Annotated in this window: 12 protein-coding genes, 4 pseudogenes and 1 other annotated feature; of the genes and pseudogenes, 12 read left to right on the top strand and 4 right to left on the bottom strand. The window is 41.5% G+C overall.

From position 1 onward, the window contains the following. Positions 1–135 precede the first annotated feature (135 nt). Positions 136–1024, top strand: a pseudogene (locus H4W00_RS12570) (IS3 family transposase). Then, positions 411–527, top strand: a sequence feature (AL1L pseudoknot). (Overlaps the previous pseudogene by 117 nt.) On the opposite strand, the pseudogene H4W00_RS12575 reads toward H4W00_RS12570, so the two are convergent. Then, a pseudogene (locus tag H4W00_RS12575) lies at positions 1011–1523 on the bottom strand (transposase). The pseudogenes H4W00_RS12570 and H4W00_RS12575 overlap by 14 nt on opposite strands. A 76-nt stretch (positions 1524–1599) precedes the next feature. Beyond that, the gene (locus H4W00_RS05780) at positions 1600–1914 is read right to left on the bottom strand and encodes an IS630 transposase-related protein (RefSeq protein ID WP_209956645.1); all 315 of its coding nucleotides are present in this window, start codon (positions 1912–1914) and stop codon (positions 1600–1602) included. 65 nt (positions 1915–1979) lie between these two features. Here H4W00_RS05780 and H4W00_RS05785 point away from each other — a divergent pair. Next, positions 1980–2327: pseudogene (locus H4W00_RS05785) on the top strand (integrase core domain-containing protein); the annotation flags it as partial. Between the two features lie 91 nt (positions 2328–2418). Here H4W00_RS05785 and H4W00_RS05790 read toward each other — a convergent pair. Continuing rightward, complete coding sequence (locus H4W00_RS05790; RefSeq protein ID WP_209956646.1) at positions 2419–3189, bottom strand: IclR family transcriptional regulator; 771 nt, start codon at positions 3187–3189, stop codon at positions 2419–2421. A 268-nt stretch (positions 3190–3457) separates the two neighbouring features. On the opposite strand from H4W00_RS05790, the gene H4W00_RS05795 reads away from it, so the two are divergent. The 5 genes from H4W00_RS05795 to H4W00_RS05815 all read left to right on the top strand — a co-directional run bounded on the left by H4W00_RS05795 (position 3458) and on the right by H4W00_RS05815 (position 10586). Then, positions 3458–4924 (top strand): NAD-dependent succinate-semialdehyde dehydrogenase, encoded by a 1467-nt coding sequence (locus tag H4W00_RS05795; protein WP_209956647.1) that lies wholly within the window; start codon positions 3458–3460, stop codon positions 4922–4924. Positions 4925–5061: 137 nt separating this feature from the next. Further along, complete coding sequence (gene gabT, locus H4W00_RS05800) at positions 5062–6333, top strand: 4-aminobutyrate--2-oxoglutarate transaminase (RefSeq protein WP_209956648.1); 1272 nt, start codon at positions 5062–5064, stop codon at positions 6331–6333. 204 nt (positions 6334–6537) lie between these two features. After that, a complete protein-coding gene (locus H4W00_RS05805) occupies positions 6538–7794 on the top strand; it encodes a Zn-dependent hydrolase (protein ID WP_209956649.1) in 1257 nt (418 codons plus the stop codon). A gap of 123 nt (positions 7795–7917) precedes the next feature. After that, positions 7918–8955: a histone deacetylase family protein gene (locus tag H4W00_RS05810; RefSeq protein ID WP_209956650.1), complete on the top strand. Its 1038-nt coding sequence runs from the start codon at positions 7918–7920 to the stop codon at positions 8953–8955. A 203-nt stretch (positions 8956–9158) separates the two neighbouring features. Continuing rightward, complete coding sequence (locus tag H4W00_RS05815) at positions 9159–10586, top strand: sodium:solute symporter family protein (RefSeq protein ID WP_209956651.1); 1428 nt, start codon at positions 9159–9161, stop codon at positions 10584–10586. Between the two features lie 68 nt (positions 10587–10654). On the opposite strand, the pseudogene H4W00_RS05820 reads toward H4W00_RS05815, so the two are convergent. Next, a pseudogene (locus tag H4W00_RS05820) lies at positions 10655–11407 on the bottom strand (IS5 family transposase). A 211-nt stretch (positions 11408–11618) separates the two neighbouring features. Between H4W00_RS05820 and H4W00_RS05825 the strand changes: the two are divergent. From H4W00_RS05825 to H4W00_RS05850, 5 genes are all read left to right on the top strand, one after another. Further along, positions 11619–13274, top strand: a complete 1656-nt coding sequence (locus tag H4W00_RS05825; RefSeq protein WP_209956652.1) for a thiamine pyrophosphate-dependent enzyme — start codon at positions 11619–11621, stop codon at positions 13272–13274. 160 nt (positions 13275–13434) lie between these two features. Then, positions 13435–13866 carry a hypothetical protein gene (locus H4W00_RS05830; protein WP_209956653.1) on the top strand — a complete coding sequence of 144 codons (432 nt, stop codon included), beginning with the start codon at positions 13435–13437 and terminating at the stop codon, positions 13864–13866. Positions 13867–14055: 189 nt separating this feature from the next. After that, entirely contained in the window at positions 14056–14187 is a 132-nt protein-coding gene (locus tag H4W00_RS05835; RefSeq protein WP_209956654.1) for a transposase, read from the top strand. Between the two features lie 152 nt (positions 14188–14339). Beyond that, on the top strand, positions 14340–15305 hold the full coding sequence (locus tag H4W00_RS05840; protein ID WP_334684994.1) for an IS3 family transposase: 966 nt from the start codon (positions 14340–14342) through the stop codon (positions 15303–15305). Positions 15306–15680: 375 nt separating this feature from the next. Next, positions 15681–17081 (top strand): amidase family protein, encoded by a 1401-nt coding sequence (locus tag H4W00_RS05850; RefSeq protein ID WP_209956656.1) that lies wholly within the window; start codon positions 15681–15683, stop codon positions 17079–17081. The last annotated feature ends 23 nt before the right edge of the window (positions 17082–17104 follow it).

A 17104-nucleotide genomic window follows, 5' to 3' on the forward strand; every position in this document is an offset into this window, starting at 1 on the left:
TTTTTTATCTAAATTCTATACTATAGTCAATGAAAAGTAATAGACCTCTTGCAAAAGTAGCCTCATAAATTAGAATAACCATACCTGAACCGCCCCGGTATTGTCGGAGACTTAACATTCTGAGAGAATACGACAATGAAAACACGAAACTACACTCCTGAGATTAAAGAACGTGCTGTTCGCATGCTTATTGAAGCCGCAGGCGACTATCCATCCAACTGGTCAGCTATTCAAGCCATTGCCCCTAAAATTGGCTGCACGCCTGAAACCCTGAGGTCCTGGCATAAAAAGCATATCGATCAAACCATTCCTGCATCGGTGCAAGCGCAAAGTGACAAAGAGCGCATTAAAGAGCTTGAACGCGAGAATAAAGAGCTCAAGCAAGCCAACGAGATTATACGTAAGGCTGCCGATTTTTTTGCCCAAGCGGAGCTCGACCGCTGACTAAAATCATGATTCAATTCATCGATGACAACAAACACCTTTATGGGGTCGAGCTGATCTGTAGAGTACTACCGATTGCCCCGTCAACCTATCACCGTGCAAAGACCTAGAGTGCTGCCCTGAAAAGCGCTCACTACGTAGTCAGCATGACAACTTTTACATCAGTGAAATTAGGCGCATCTGGCAGGACAGCAAATGCCGCTATAGCGCTCGTAAAGTATGGCAACAGATGAAAACTAATGGCATAAAGGTTGCTCGATGTACTGCAGAGCGTTTAGTGAAGCAGTATGAGTTACAAGGGGTTTGGCGTGGCAAAGGCAAGATTACCACCAACAGCCGTGACGACCAAAAGCGTGCTGACGACCTAGTCAATCGTAACTTTAATGCCCATCGTCCTAATCAGCTATGGGTTGCTGACTTCACCTATATCAAGACGACGAGCGGCTGGGTTTATACTGCTTTTATTATTGATGTATTTGCCCGCGCTATTGTAGGCTGGAAAGTCTCTAATCGCATGAATACCGATATGGTGATGGCAGCGTTAAATCAAGCGATAACAGATATAGTCAATTCAAAATAAAAGTGTTATGACGAGGATTAATATCATAAAATAATTTAGATAAGTCATTTTCCATCCAGCCTTGGCGTAGAAACTTTACCTGAGCCCACTTCTTCTCGATAGGATTCAAGTCAGGACTGTATGGCGGTAGAAATAACAAACGATGACCATGCCTATTAAGCAGCCTTTGAACCCGTTTATGGAAGCTCGTCACTCAGGCATAGCCTTCGTCTTGCGCTCGGGCAAAGCAGTGCTTTGCTTTCTCCTCGCTCATATCCATTACAATCACACATTTAATCGCAAGTTTTGGTATTAGTGTATATTTGCACCAGTCATAAAATATATCACCATTGATATTTGTTTCTAAGCAATCAAGCGCAAACAGCACTTTGCCATATAAAGCACCAATAACATTGGTTCGCTTTTTAGCTTGCCAGTTATAGCTGTCGATACAAGGCGTACCAATGGGAGCATAACCATAAAGGCGCAGGGTCTCATGCTCAAAGCCACTCTCATCCATGTATACAATAGGAAAGCCTTGTTCGATGTAGTTGTTAAGCTTACTTAGATAGTCAGCTCTTTTTACTGGGCATGCTTTAGGATGCTCTAGGGTCTTTTTTTTTACTAATCTTCAGCCTTTTTAGAGCGTGATAAATGCCCGTTTTGCTACAGTTTAATCGACGGGCTCGCTCATACTGGTAATCATCAGGATGTTCTTTGACATCAGTGAGTAGAACGTCATCCATTATTTTATGAGGCTTAGTTTGCCTTGTTGCTTTGCTATGGACACGTCTCTTCCAGTTTTGTATGGTGGTTGGGCTAAGATCGTAGAACTCAACTGCTTGAGCATAAGTCATACCGTCATCCAAACTTTTGAGTACTTGTTTGCGAAAATCTAGTGAATAAGTCATGGCTATTTATAATAATAATGGTTTAGTTGATTTAGTTTATAACATTTTTAAAAGAGCTTGGCTATAGGAATAATCCTAAGGATGTTGTTCATCACAGTGATAGAGGGGTTCAGTATTTATCCATTCGCTATACCGATAAAATGACGGAGTCTGGTATTATCGCTTCTGTTGGCACGACTGGGGATTGATACGACAATGCATTGGCTGAAACGGTCAACGGACTTTATAAGTCTGAGGTGATTGAGTATCTAAAAGAACAATGGCATGGCGTGAACGACGTTGAATTGGCAACCCTTGAATGGGTGGACTGGTTTAACAAAATACGACTGCATAGCACGATTGGTTATGTGTCACCTTTTGAGTTTGAAAAACGATATTATGATAGTTTAACCCTGTCAGGTATTGCTGCCTGACTCAAGTAAATCTGCCTCCGATAAAGTCGGGGCGGTTCACTAATTCATGATGCCACTTTTGCAAGAGGTCTATTTATAAAAAAAGGCTACTTTACACTGAGTGGGTAGGAAGAAACCCCAAACGTTGCTCCATTTTCTTGGCCAATTCAATCAGTACAGTACTGACCTCATCACGCTTAGACTCGTATTCTACCTGCAAAAAGCTGACTGCCATACCCGCGACCGCATTGCCCGATGCATTACGGATATACGTGCCCAAGCAGTACATACCATCACGCAGCTGACCATCATCTAGCGAGATACGGCTGCTATGAATAATCCTCAGCTCAGTAGCTAAGGTGTCAAAGTCACTCACTCCATTGGGGGTTAGAGGCGAAGGAAAGTCGCCTTTATACAACGATTGGATGGTATGCATAGACAAGGTAGACAACATGGCTTTACCTGTCGCTGAAAACACCGCAGGTACACGGACACCAGCGCGAAAAGTAAAGCCGAGTGGAGCAGGTGCTTCATGGCAGGCTAAAAACACTACCTCGCCTAAGTCTAGTTTAGATAAGGTGACAGTATGTTGTAGTAGCACGGGGTATTGAACGATCAGATCCTTAAATAACTGAATGACCCCTTGCTGCTGTTCGTACTTACCTGCCCAATAAAGTAAATATGAGCCTAAATGAAAGCGACTATCGGCGTCTCTATATATGACATGCTTGGTCAGCAGACTTTGTAGAATGTTATGGGTTGAGCTGCGAGGTAGACCTAGCTGTTTAGCAATATGAGCCGCTGTCAGTGGCTGTGAGCTATCGGTAATTAAATCTAAAATTTGAAAAGTTTTATCTAATGCAGGAACAGCTGTTGTGCTCATAAAGTACCTATATGTAAGTAAAAAGAGAAGTGAAAAATAGAAAATAGATCAGGATAACAATTAAAATGAAAATAGGGGTTGCAAAGCATAAGGCTACGTTCTTATACTAACGTTCCATATATAAAATACATGTTCATCATACTGAACAATAAACGGAATTTAAATCGTTAATTAAACTATAGTTTACTCGTTTATTTTATCGATGCTCGCTTTGTTAATAATAACTATAAATAAGCAATGAGCTTAACGAAAGACAAGGATTGTTACTATGCCAAAAACTACGCCACAGCTATCAAATCCAGACTTACTCAAACATCAATGCCTGATTAAAGGCAGTTGGCATGATGCTAGTGATGCCACCACTCTCGATGTGACTAATCCATTCAACGGCGAGATTATCGGTACTGTTCCAAGACTGACTGATCAAGACGTCAATGATGCCGTTACTCACTCTCATGAAGCACAGGTAACATGGGCGGCAAAAACTGCTCAAGAGCGTTCGGTGCTATTACAGAAGTGGGCTGATCTTATTGATGACAATAAAGAAGATTTAGCTATTTTAATGACTGCCGAACAAGGTAAGCCATTGGGTGAGTCACGCGGCGAGATTGGCTACGCCAATAGCTTTATCCGCTGGTTTGCCGAAGAAGGTAAGCGCGTTTATGGTGATGTGATTCCATCCGCCAAGTCAGAGCTACGCTATGTCGTTCTCAAGCAGCCAGTTGGTGTTTGTGCAGCGATTACCCCTTGGAACTTTCCAGCGGCAATGATTACCCGTAAAGCAGCACCAGCACTGGCTGTGGGTTGTACCATGATCATCAAGCCAGCTACTGCTACCCCGTTTTCTGCTCTCGCGTTAGGCGCATTAGCAGAGCAAGCGGGTATTCCTGCTGGCGTTATCCAAGTCGTCACCGGTAAATCTTCGGTCATCGGCGATATTTTAACCGGTGATGCTCGCATTCAAAAACTATCATTTACTGGCTCTACTGAAGTAGGTCGCACCTTGATGGCACAATGCGCGCCAACCATCAAAAAACTGTCACTAGAGCTGGGTGGTAATGCTCCTTTCATCGTATTTGACGATGCCGATTTAGAAAAAGCGGCTGATGGCTTAATCGCCTCCAAGTATCGCAATGCTGGTCAGACTTGCGTCTGTGCCAACCGCGTCTACGTACAAGCCAGTATCAAAGACAAGTTCCTAGAGATTTTTGTCAAAAAAGTAGAAGCACTTAAAGTCGGTAATGGTATGACTGAAGGCGTTGATATTGGTCCTTTAATCAATAAAGATGCGTTAGAAAAAGTTCAGGCACTTCTAAAAGACGCGCTTGATAAAGGGGCGACATTAGTAACCGGCGGCGACACCAATGAGGCTTCTGAGTTGAGCTTTAATCCCACCGTTATTACTGATATCAGTACGGATATGGATATTGCTAGCGAAGAAATTTTTGGTCCTATCGCCTCCATATTTGTCTTTGAGACCGAAGAAGAAGCTATACGCGCCGCTAATGATACGATTTATGGTTTGGCAGCTTATTTTTATAGCAGCGACTTTGCGCGCGCATGGCGGGTCACTGAAGGCCTAGAATACGGTATGGTTGGTCATAATACTGGCATGATCTCAACTGAAGTTGCGCCATTTGGTGGCGTTAAACAATCAGGTTTTGGCCGTGAAGGCTCAAAATATGGTCTAGAAGAATATGTTGTCACCAAATACTGGTGCTCTGATATCAGCTAGTCTTGCTCATTTAGCCCAGTAATCAACTTAGTTTAAGGTGCTAAAAGATAGGATTATTTCTATCGTTTAGCACCTATTACATAAACCGCTATTAACGACATAGCGCTTACTTTAAATATAAAGAAAAGGACGTTCTCATGACTACGACTAAAATTACCAATCAATCTTTGCTTGAGCGCCGTAAAGCGGTTTTACCGACCGGACTTGGTGTGGCGTTTCCTATATTTGCTGCCAAAGCAAAAAACTCGGAAATTTGGGATGTAGAAGGCAATCGTTATATTGACTTTGTTGGCGGTATCTCAGTGCTTAATACCGGTCATAGCCATCCAAAAATCACTCAGCGTGTGCATGAGCAACTAGATAAATTCACTCATACTGCCGCGCAAATGATCAATTATGAATGCTATGTTGAGCTCGCTGAAAAGCTTTGTGCAGCCGTGCCTATTAGTGGTGACAAAAAAGCTTTCTTTTTAACCACTGGTGCTGAAGCGGTCGAAAACGCAGTCAAAATCTCTCGTGCTAAAACTGGTCGTCCAGGGGTTATATCCTTTGTTGGCGGCTGGCACGGTCGTACATTATTGTGTATGAGCTTGACCGGTAAGGTTATTCCGTACAAAAAAGATTTTGGTCCAATGCCAGGTCCTGTGTTTCATGCGCTATTTCCTGCTGAAGAGCTCAATGTTACTGAGGCGCAAGCGCTACATAGCCTTGAGATGATCTTCCAGGCCTCAATTGATCCGAGTGAAGTAGCAGCGATGATTATTGAGCCGGTACAAGGCGAGGGCGGCTTCCATCAAGTTACGCCATCATTTGCCAAAGCGTTACGCGCTATCTGTGATGAGCACGGCATCGTGTTGATCTTTGATGAAGTGCAGTGCGGTTTTGCTAGAACCGGTACCTTATTCGCTACTGAACAACTGGGTGTTGAGCCTGACCTAATGACTAGCGCTAAGAGTTTGGCTGGTGGTTATCCGATATCTGCGGTTATCGGTCGCGCTGACATCATGAACGCCCCGCAAATAGGTGGGTTGGGCGGTACTTATGCGGGTAACCCACTCGCTTGTGTAGCGGCTTTAGCAGTAATAGAAGTTATCGAAGAAGAAAACCTACTTGAGCGCAGCATTGAGATTGGCGACAAAATCGAGTCATTCTTAAAAGACTTAAATCTTAGCAGCATCGGTCACATCCGCCATAAAGGTGCCATGCTGGCTTTTGAATTAATTGACAGTGACGGCCAGCCAGATGCTGATGCCACTGCTAATCTAAAGCAGAAGTGCTTTGAGCAGGGCTTGTTGTTAGCATCTTGTGGTATGCATAGCAATGCCATTCGCATCATGGTGCCGCTGACTGTTGAAGACGAAATACTGCAAGAAGGCCTCGATATTATTGGTAAGTTATTAAAAGCCTAGTTTTTAGTAAGCGCTTTTTGCGTAAGTTTTAAGCTTTGACTTAATCGTGTTGATGGCTAGACTTCCTGCATAAGTCATCGCTAACCGTTTCAGATGAATTACTCGAAGAAGGCTTGGCAATTATTAAAGAGTCGCTGTAGTCAGTTCTTAGTTATTCATTAAACTATCTAGCGAAATTAGAACCTAATTATAGGTGGGACTAAAATGATTAAAAATACTGAAATTACTGCCAACGAGAGTCGCTTATGGGCATCTTTGATGGATATGGCGAAGGTTGGTCCAGGTATTGCTGGTGGCAGCAATAGACAGGCACTAACAGATGAAGATAATGAAGGTCGCACCCTTTTCAAGAATTGGTGTGAAACTGAGAATATGATGGTAAAAACTGATGAACTTGGTTCCATGTTTGCTTTTAGAGAGGGCACTGACCCAAATGCACTACCCGTCATGATAGGCTCTCATCTCGATACGCAACCTACGGGCGGTAGATATGATGGTATTTTAGGCGTTTTAGCTGGATTAGAAGTTGTACGTTCACTTAATGAGCATAACATTAAAACTAAGCATCCAATCGTCGTCGCAAACTGGACAAATGAAGAAGGTTCACGCTTTGCACCGTCCATGATTGCATCAGGCGTCTATGCTGGTAAATATGATCTCGAATACGCATACAGTTGCACAGACCCAGACGGCATTAGTATAAAAGATGAGTTAATACGTACAGGTTGGCTGGGCGATATGCCCGTAGGGAAGCCTGAGATACATGCTTATTATGAATATCATATTGAACAAGGTCCCATTTTAGAGGCAGAAGATAAATTGATAGGGGTTGTGACGCATGGTCAAGGTCTGGCTGCTCTTGAGGTGACATTGACAGGTAAGGCTGCGCATACTGGCTCGACACCGATGACCATGAGGTCAAACGCTTCTTTGGCAATGGCAAAAATAATTCATGTCACTCATGATTTGGTCATGGACAATCAACCTAATACTGCAGTTTCAGTTGGTAAGATTGACGTTTCTCCAAATTCTCGTAATGTCCTTCCGAGTAAAGTGGTATTTACCATAGATATCAGGGCAGCTTCGCAAGATAAATTTGATGAGTTATGTAATCAGATAAAAGCCAGGGTTCATCAAATATCATCAGAGCTTGATGTGGGCTGTTCAATTGAGATAGTGGGGCACAAAGATCCCGTAACCTTTGACAGCAAATTAGTGAATATCATTCGGGATGCAACCAGCAAGTTAGGCTACTCGAATATTAATATTTGCTCTGGTGCTGGACATGATGCCTTTTGGATAGCAAACGTAGCACCTTCTGCGATGATTATGTGCCCTTGCGTAGATGGCATATCGCATAATGAAAATGAAGAGATTTCCTCTGACTGGGCGGTCGCAGGCACTAATGTGTTGTTACATGCTGTTTTAGAGACAGCTATCATAGACAATGGTAAAAACTAAATTAGTCAAGCTATTAGCGATAGTATGATATTCACAGACAACTATTGTTTATTTAATGAATTAACTTAGTATGTTGATTTATGCACTAATGAAACTAGGATAAACACAACAAGGAATATAAAAATGAAAATCTATAGCCATGAAAACCAAATGCTTCATCAACCTAAAACCTATTTTTCGCGCGGTAAGATGCGTCAGCCGCAAGAAAAGCCTGAACGACTGGTTGAGCTATTAAAAGCACCGAAAGCATTAGGTTTAACCGTAATTACTGCTAAAGATATAGGAATCGAGCCGATTTTAGCTGTACATGATTTGGACTATGTGGATTTTTTGAAGCACAGTTATGATGAATGGATGGCGGTAGATGAAGATATGGGCGAGGAAGTTCAAACCACTATCTATATGCCAAATAACAATGAAGGTCTTGGTATTTTGGCCAAAGCGGCTAAATATCAAGCAGATGGCAGTGCGCCCATAGGTAAATACTCATGGACGTCTATTTACTGGTCAGCACAGACAGCACTGAATGCAGCTCAAAATTTATTAACTCAAGAGACAAAGCAAAATAAAATGCAGGTCTGTATTACAAGACCTGTTGGGCATCATGCACGCAAGAGTGCTGCAGGAGGATTTTGCTATCTTAATAACGCCGCTATTATCGCTCAGTATTTGCTTAAAAAATATGACAAGGTAGCCATTATAGATACTGACATGCACCATGGACAGGGTATTCAAGAGATATTTTATGATCGTAAAGATGTACTTTATACGTCAGTTCATGGCAGTCCTATTAATTTTTATCCGGTTGTGGCAGGTCATGAGCATGAAAGAGGGCAAGGTGAAGGCTATGGATATAACCTTAACTTTCCTATGCCACACGGCACTGATGAAGCAGGTTTTTTTGACTATGTAGACAAAGCGCTGGCTACTGTAGAGCTATTTAATCCAGATGTTATCGTGCATGTATTAGGCTTTGATGTTTACAAAGACGATCCACAGGCTAAATGTCAGGTCAGTACCGAAGGTTTTCAGGTTTTAGCACAAAAGCTAAAAGAATTAAATAAGCCACTAATTGTTTTAGTTGAAGGTGGCTATTGTATTGAAAAACTTAATGACAATTTTCAAGCTTTTTTATCAGGATTCATCTCAGAAGAAAAGTAATAATGACTAATTGTCAATGAATGCTTAAGTGTTACCTATATAAAGGATTTTTAGGGTAATCGCTCGATTTAATAATAAAACAAGGATGTTCAATATGAGAACTTCCATTCTAAAAGTGATCAGTTGCTTCGGCATTCATTTCGGTATCGATATTGGAGCGATCACTATTGCAGGATATGCAACAATCTAGAGGGAAGTTGATTATGTATAATTCAAATGAAAGTTTAATTTTAGGTTCTTTAGTCGTTATATATTTCTTATTTTTATTTGGTGTATCGTTTTATATTAATAAGAAAAGTATTAAGACATATGACGATTATAACGTTGCGGGAAGATCTGTATCGATCTTTCCTCTTATTTTAACATTTGTAGGCACTGCGGTTGGTGGTGCGACGTTATTAGGTTTTATGCAGAATGGCTTTCTATATGGAATGGGGCAACAATGGCTAAATTTCGCGATTTTCATTTCAGGTGTGCTGATGCTGGCGTTCTTTTTAAAGAAAATTCGGGCAATTGGCGAAAAGTATCAAATGGTAACTATTGCAGATTTCACTGTTTTAAGATTTGGTGAGGGTGCTAGAATTCCTACAGTTGTAAGTGTTTTAGTTGCTAATAGCTCATTGACAGGAATGCAGTTTGCAGCCATTGCCACAATACTTAATTTGACAATGGGACTAAATATAACAACTGGTATCTTAATCAGTTGGGTTCTACTTACGTTAAAGACCTACTACGGTGGAATGATGTCAGTAATTTGGCAAGACGCTTTTCATGGAACGATACAGACAATCGGTATTTTTATCTTATTTGTAGCCGTAATCTTGGCTTCCGGTGGCTTGCAAGAAGTGTCTAACCAAGCAGCACTTGCTAACCAAAGTGAATTTTTAAGTATTCTTGGTATTTCGCCTTCTGAAGTGTTTGTTTATCTATTAACCATTGGGGCTTATCAGTTCCTTAGACAGGACTTATGGCAAAGATTTTGGGCTGCTGGCAGCGCTAAAATAGCTAGAAATGGATATTGGATAGCTATTATCTTAGGTGCTTTAACCGCCTTTATGATTATTACTATTGGTGTTATGGCTCGCTTTGGGTTGAACTTAGGAGAAATTGATTCCAGCCTCACTTATTATAAAGTAATTGGAGACGTATTTAGTTTTCCAATGGTTGTAGTGATGATTATTGCCCTACTTGCAACGGTTATATCAACAGCTGACTCTTTCTGTATGGCTGGTGCCTCTTCAATTATAAACGACATCATTAAACCAAGACTACAAGAGACCCCGGATCTTGATAGCCGCTTGTTAAAGTATAGTCGTCTTTCAGTTGTCCTAGTTTCAATCTTTTCTTTACTACTAGCGCTATCTATCCCGCAATTAGTCAGTTTATGGGTGACAGGTGCAGCTATGTTAGTGTCAAGCTTATTAGCACCAGTCATTGCCGGCTTGTTCTGGAAAAAAGCGACTCGCTTAGGTGGAACAGTGGCAATGTGGGTTGGTTTAATCGTAGCAGTAACTTGGCAAATACTTGGACATCCATTTGGTTTGCATCCGATATTTATAGGTTTTCCAATTTCAGTTTTGTTAGTTATTTTTGTGTCATTAATGACTAGTGATAATAGTAGTAATATTTAGTAACTGACAAATTCTTTGCTCAAGTATAGTTTTTTACTCAAAAATGATAACTAGGGCGTGTTGAACATTTATAACTTCAGCCAGAGATAAGCACAAGCAAGAGCTACCGTATTCTCATAACTCTGCTTGAGCTTATCAAATCTAGTTGCCACCGCTCTACAGTTTTTTAGTTTAGCGAAAGCGTTTTCTACTAAGTGTCGAGCCTTGTACAAGTGCCAGTCTATATGGTTGTTAGTGAACTTAGTGTTCTGTTTGCGAGGAATGTTATCACAGGAACCAGCTTGTTTAAGATGAGATCGTAATGCATCAGAACCATAGCCCTTATCAGCACATACGGTCACTGTGTCGCTTAAATTTATCTTATCAACTAATTCAGGTGATATCTTCACATCATGAGTGGTGCCATCTGATAAGATAAAAGTGATTGGGTCACCATGAGCATCAACCGCTAAATGGATCTTGGTTGCACGTCCTGCCGCGCTTTTACTGATACCTTGCATGTTCTCATGACCACCACTACTATGCTTATGCGCTTTAATATGAGTACCATCAATAAAAACCCACTCACAGTCTGAGTCTTTGATTAATAAAGTAAACAGGGCAATGAGCTTATTGCTACGAAATCAACGCTGATAGGCTTTGTAGACGGTATTGGGCTTACCAAAATACTCGGGTAAGTCACGCCAAGGGCAACCAACCCGCATCCGATAAAGAATACCTTCGACGGTACGTCTCAGATTTGCTTTGTCATAAATATTCAGTTCTAGTAAGATAGGTCTTAGTCTGGTCCAGTGTTCATCTTTGAGCATGGTGCGAGGTATAGCGAACAGGATCTTTTGGTATGAGAACTTAAAGATTACTGCGTCGCTATTTTTTTGCCAACACTTTATCGCCAATGTTCAACACGCCCTAGTATTTGAAGTGGTTGTCCCATGATTATCCTAACAAAGGAACTCATAGGGTAATCAGATAATTCACAATTTCAATAATGGCATTGTGCTTAAATTTTTTAAAATAGTTTAGGGGTAAAAGATGAGTGATTTAAAACATGGCGGTCAAGCTATTGTAGATAGCCTTGAGCAACACGGAGTAGATCGAGCTTTTATAGTACCGGGTGAAAGTTATTTAGCAGTACTTGATGGCCTTTATAACTCTGATATTCAAATCATTGTTTGCCGTCACGAAGCTGCGTGTACTTATATGGCTGATTCGCATGGTAAATTTACGGGTAAGCCTGGTATTGCCATGGTGACCCGTGGTCCCGGCGCTGCGCAAGCTTATACTGGCATTCATACGGCTTGGCAAGACGGTGTGCCGTTGATATTATTTGTCGGACTTATACCAGTTGCTGATAGGCAGCGTGAGTCATTCCAAGAGTTTGATCCGATACAGTGGTTCAGTAGTCAATGCAAACAGGTTTTCATTCTTGACGAAGTCTCTAGGGCATCAGAAATTGTTGCCAAAGCATTTCATGCTGCCTTAGAAGGTCGACCAGGACCTGTTGTAGTTGGATTACCTGAAGATATTATTCAGCAGCCATTTGAAGGTCAGAAGCACCCTGTTATTCCTGTAGCTCAAGGCGCAGTTACACAATCAGAGTTGCAATCAATAATTGATGCACTATCTGTTGCTAAAAAACCTTTAATGTTTGTTGGTGGTCAAAATTGGGACGCTCAAACATGTCGAAAACTAACTAAGTTTGCCGAAGATAACCATATCCCCATCATACATGATTGGCGAGCCTCTGACAGAATCCCATTTGATTCGCCCGCTCATGCAGGTTACTTAGGGTATGGTCGAGCAGATGGATGTGCAGATTTACTAGATTCAGCGGATGTTTTGTTGACGATAGGTACTGTACTTGGCGATGTGGCTAGTGATGGTTACACCTTGCGTCAATCATTCGATCAAATCAATTATGTTGTCAATTTAGATACCAGTTTACGCGGTCATAGCGGCACTACCACTTCTCATATTGCCGCAAGTCCTATTAGTTTTATAAAGGTAATTGCTGAATATAAATTCGACGAACTTGGGGCTAAGTCACGTCTTTCATGGTTCAACTACTGTCATAAACAACAGCGTCAAGATAGCGCTTTCCCAGAAATTACTCTTTCTTCTAATAGTAATGAACAATATGCTAGTATGACTTTGGTGATGAAAGAGCTGATCAAACTGCTTCCAGAAGATGCCGTATATAGCTTCGGTGCAGGCAATCATTGTTTGTGGGCGCAGAAGTTTCTACCAACGAAGGTGTTTCCAAGTCAGTTAAGCAGTAGAAATGGGGCAATGGGCTATAGTGTGCCTGCGGGTATCGCTGCTGCCTTAGAGTCTCCTGAGCGTTTATCCGTTGTTGTTACCGGCGATGGTGAGTTTATGATGAACGAGGCGGAATTATCTACTTCGGTACGTTATGAGGCTCCCATTTTGATTATTGTTATGGATAATGGTCAGTTTGGTACTATTCGTCAGCACCAAGAGGCTCATTATCCGGATCGGGTGTCAGGTACACAGCTACAAAACCCTGATTTTTCTTTGATGGCGCAGTCTTTTGGCGCTCATGGTATTACGGTAAATAGTAATGAGCGAGTCGAAGAGCAAGTGGCAGAGGCGATGCAAGTCGTAGGTAAAGATCGCAAAACTGTAGTAATGCATGTGATTACTGATCCTGCTGAGTTAAATCCTTAGTAATTTTATTTATCGGATAACTCTTTCAGAATCATTGCTCATTGCGAGTTGTTAAATTTATAAAGGCTAGCTGGTAATATGATTCAATCCTTTCTTAGATTTAGACCGTGCAATAATGGTTATTTTGTTCAACATTTTTTTTAAATTAAGGTTGTAAGGCATGAAAATATTATTTATAGCTTTTTTAATATTTTTTCAGATTAACCCGGCATTTTCATATGATGAAAATGATTTCATGAAAAAGTTTGATTCGCTAAATACTACTTTTATAATTCAATCTACTAATTTTTTTAGCGAAGTCGATAAATTAAATAAATTAGCAAAAGAGCCTAATGTGAACTCAGATAACCTTCAATTACTATATGTTACATCTGCCCAATCACTATGTATAACAGTAATAGCTCTAGAAAAATCCCAGAGTCTTATTGGGAAAAATCCTCAGGTTATAGGAAGTTTTTTGACAAAAGATGATGTAAACGAAGTCAATTATAAAACAAGTGTATTCAAAAGATATTTGAAAGAATTTGGTTTAGATAATCAAGGATGTAAGGATATGATGCCTTACACTTATGATTCCATAATGAATAATTAGGTGTAATGGACATTTTTCATGCTGGTGTATAGCTTAACGCTATATACTGTCTACATTTGCAAGGAATCAACGCCATGAATCAAAAAATTACTCTTTTTGTCGTGATAAACACACCAAGAAGAATTGTAGTAGCATAATTAAATTGGACAGCACCTAAGAGATTATACTAACCCAAAGAAGGAAGATAGTATGACCAACAAGCGCAACCAATATACCCGAGAATTCAAATTAGAAGCCATTAGCTTAGTCGTTGATTACAAAAATAAAATACTCGATGTGGCAAGCTCGCTGGGTATTGGTAAATCCACCCTGCAGAAATAGCTGAGTCAATACCGTCAAGAAATAAGTGGCCAAGCACCTATAACTGGCAATGCCTTAACTGACGAGCAGCGAGAGCTACAAGAACTGCGTGAAGAGAATAAGCGCTTGAGGATGGAGCGCGACATTTTAAAAAAGGCCTCCGCTCTGCTAGCATTGGACAGTCTGAACGGCTATCGTTGATAAGACATCTGGCAGAGCAAGACAAACAGGTCAGTAAAAGTCGACTTTGTAGGCTGTTTGGCGTTATCAAGAGCAGCTATTATTATGGATGGCAGCGCAAGGCAATTAAACTTAAAAGCTTTAAACACAAGGCCTTAATACGTCAAATATTCAACGACTCAAAGCACTCAGCAGGGGCTCGCAGTATTGTTGCTATGTTAATGAATGAACATGACATCAAGCTAACTCGCTATATAGTGAGTAAACTGATGTCACAAATGGGACTTAAAAGCTGTCAGCGAAAGACGCACAAATATAAGCACGCTGATGAGCCGCATGAAACGTATAACAATATCTTAAATAGAAATTTCAGTCCAACAGCGCCCAATCAAATCTGGACAGGCGATGTCACTTATACTCGTATCAGAGGCGGTTGGTATTATTTTGCTGTGGTGTTAGATTTATATGCTCGGCGTGTAGTGGGCTTTGCCGTATCAGATTCGCCTGACAGCAAGCTGACAACTAAAGCGCTACAGATGGCGTATCACACTAGACTCAAACCCAGTAGTGTGCTGTTTCATTCTGATCAAGGGACGCACTACACCAGTAAGAAATTCGCCGAATCAGTCGCTGATTGTGACGGTATGACACAGAGTATGAGCCGAAAAGGTAACAACTACGGGCATAGTCCTTCAACTTGCACTCGGGCAAAGCAGTGCTTTACTAATCCTCGCTCATGGGATAACGCGCCAACTGAACGCTTCTTCAGAAGCTTTAAAACGGAGTGGATGCCAAAGGGTGGTTACGAGAACATATCTGAGGCTAAAAGCGCCATTATTGATTATATCTGGGGTTACTATCAAACCGTGAGACCCCACAGTTTTAATGGCTATTTGCCACCAGCAGAGAAAGAGAAACGATACTTCAACCAAAACCTCTTACTAGCTGTCCTAAATTAGTTGACCACTACAGTTTGGAAAAGCTAAAGAGGTAGCGCCTACAGCGTTAATGTTAGCCTCTTCACCAGATGGCGATCTATATCTTGGCCAAACTCTTGGGCCTAATAGCGGCGACGTGATGTAGTTTAAATTAACTAATCATCTTGGAATTTTAAGATTCCAAAATATTTTAATCTTTGCATGTAATACTTTAATTGAACGGACAAATATTGAGTATATCAAATGATAGTTTACACATTAGGGGTTTATTAAAAGGCCTCTATAGTCCACTGCATGGATAGCAAGCTTGGCAACAAAATTGCATTGACTACGGTCTTTTTTTGACTAAAGATTAGTAATATAATTTCTGACAAGATCAATAACGTGGAGCGGATTATGAACCAGATAGAAAAAGGACCTGTCTCAGCTGTAGAGATGGCAGTAGGACTTGAAAAAGGGAGCCTTTGTCCGATTGAGCTTGTTGAGGAGACGTTCGCCAATATCAAGTCTTCTGATCCTTCTATATTTACAGTGCTACTTGAAGAGCGGGCACTTAGAGAGGCCCATGCTTCAAAACAACGGCGTAGCGAAGGTAAACAGCTGAGTCCGTGGGATGGTGTCCCAATCGCATGGAAAGACCTCTTTGATATCGAGGGGCGTGTTACAACTGCAGGATCAGTTGTGCTTAAGTCCAATGCACCTGCTACTCGTGATGCAGATGTTATTGTGAATGCCACTCGAGCTGGTCTTATTTCAGTTGGCTGCCTCAACATGACCGAATTTGCCTATTCAGGTCTTGGCCTTAACCCACACTTTGGAACACCCAAAAACCCAAATGGTACTGGCCCGGCTCGAATCCCTGGAGGCTCATCCTCAGGTTGCGGGGTTGCTGTCGCTCGAGGATTGGTGCCGCTAGCGATCGGTAGCGATACTGGTGGATCTATACGCATTCCTGCGGCGTTAAACGGGGTAGTCGGCTACAAAGGTTCCAATATAGCGTTTCCAAAAGGTGGCGCGTTTCCCTTATCAGAAACGTTAGACACGCTTGGTCCGCTTGCTGCTGATATTAGAAGTTGCATCGGTACCGCACAAATTTTGAATGGGAGAGCTGTCGCAATACCCAAGCCGACACCCATATACAAGTTGAAATTTATTATTCCCACGAATATCGTTTTTGACGATGTGCAAGACGCTGTGCTTCAAAATTTTGAGACTAGTGTTCGTGCACTTGAAATGGCGGGGGCCACAGTAATCCGTAAGGCGTTTACCGAGTTTGATAAAATAAACTCCCTCTCTACTGAGCATGGCTATTTAACGGGCCCAGAAGCGTTAGATCTACATTGGGATCTTGTCCATTCTGAAGATGCAGCTCGGATGGATCCACGAGTTCTTGCTCGCATTCTTGATGCTGGAAAGATGTCGGCTCGCGACTTTATCGTGATCCAAAGAACAAGAGCAAGGTTAATAAAAGAAAACTACCAAGCTCTGAGCGATCAGATTGTCCTGTTTCCAACGACTCCTATTACTGCTCCTGAAATTGAACCACTTGAACAAGATGATGATCTGTACTTGCGTACGAATAAATTGATGCTGCGCAACACATCGCTCGGTAACTTTCTGGACTGGTGTGGCGTCGCCTTACCTAATGGCATAGATCAAAACCAAATGCCTACTAGCCTTTTACTGTCAATGTCTGGCGGAAGGGAAAGTGAGTTATTAGCGGCGGCTCTCTCCATTGAAAATGTACTAGCCCAAAACTTATACCATTCATCTATTAAAGGAGGAAAACGGAGTTAAGACTAATAAATAAAGGAATGAAA

The sequence above is a fragment of the Psychrobacter sp. PL19 genome, assembly GCF_017875835.1.
Lineage (GTDB): Bacteria > Pseudomonadota > Gammaproteobacteria > Pseudomonadales > Moraxellaceae > Psychrobacter.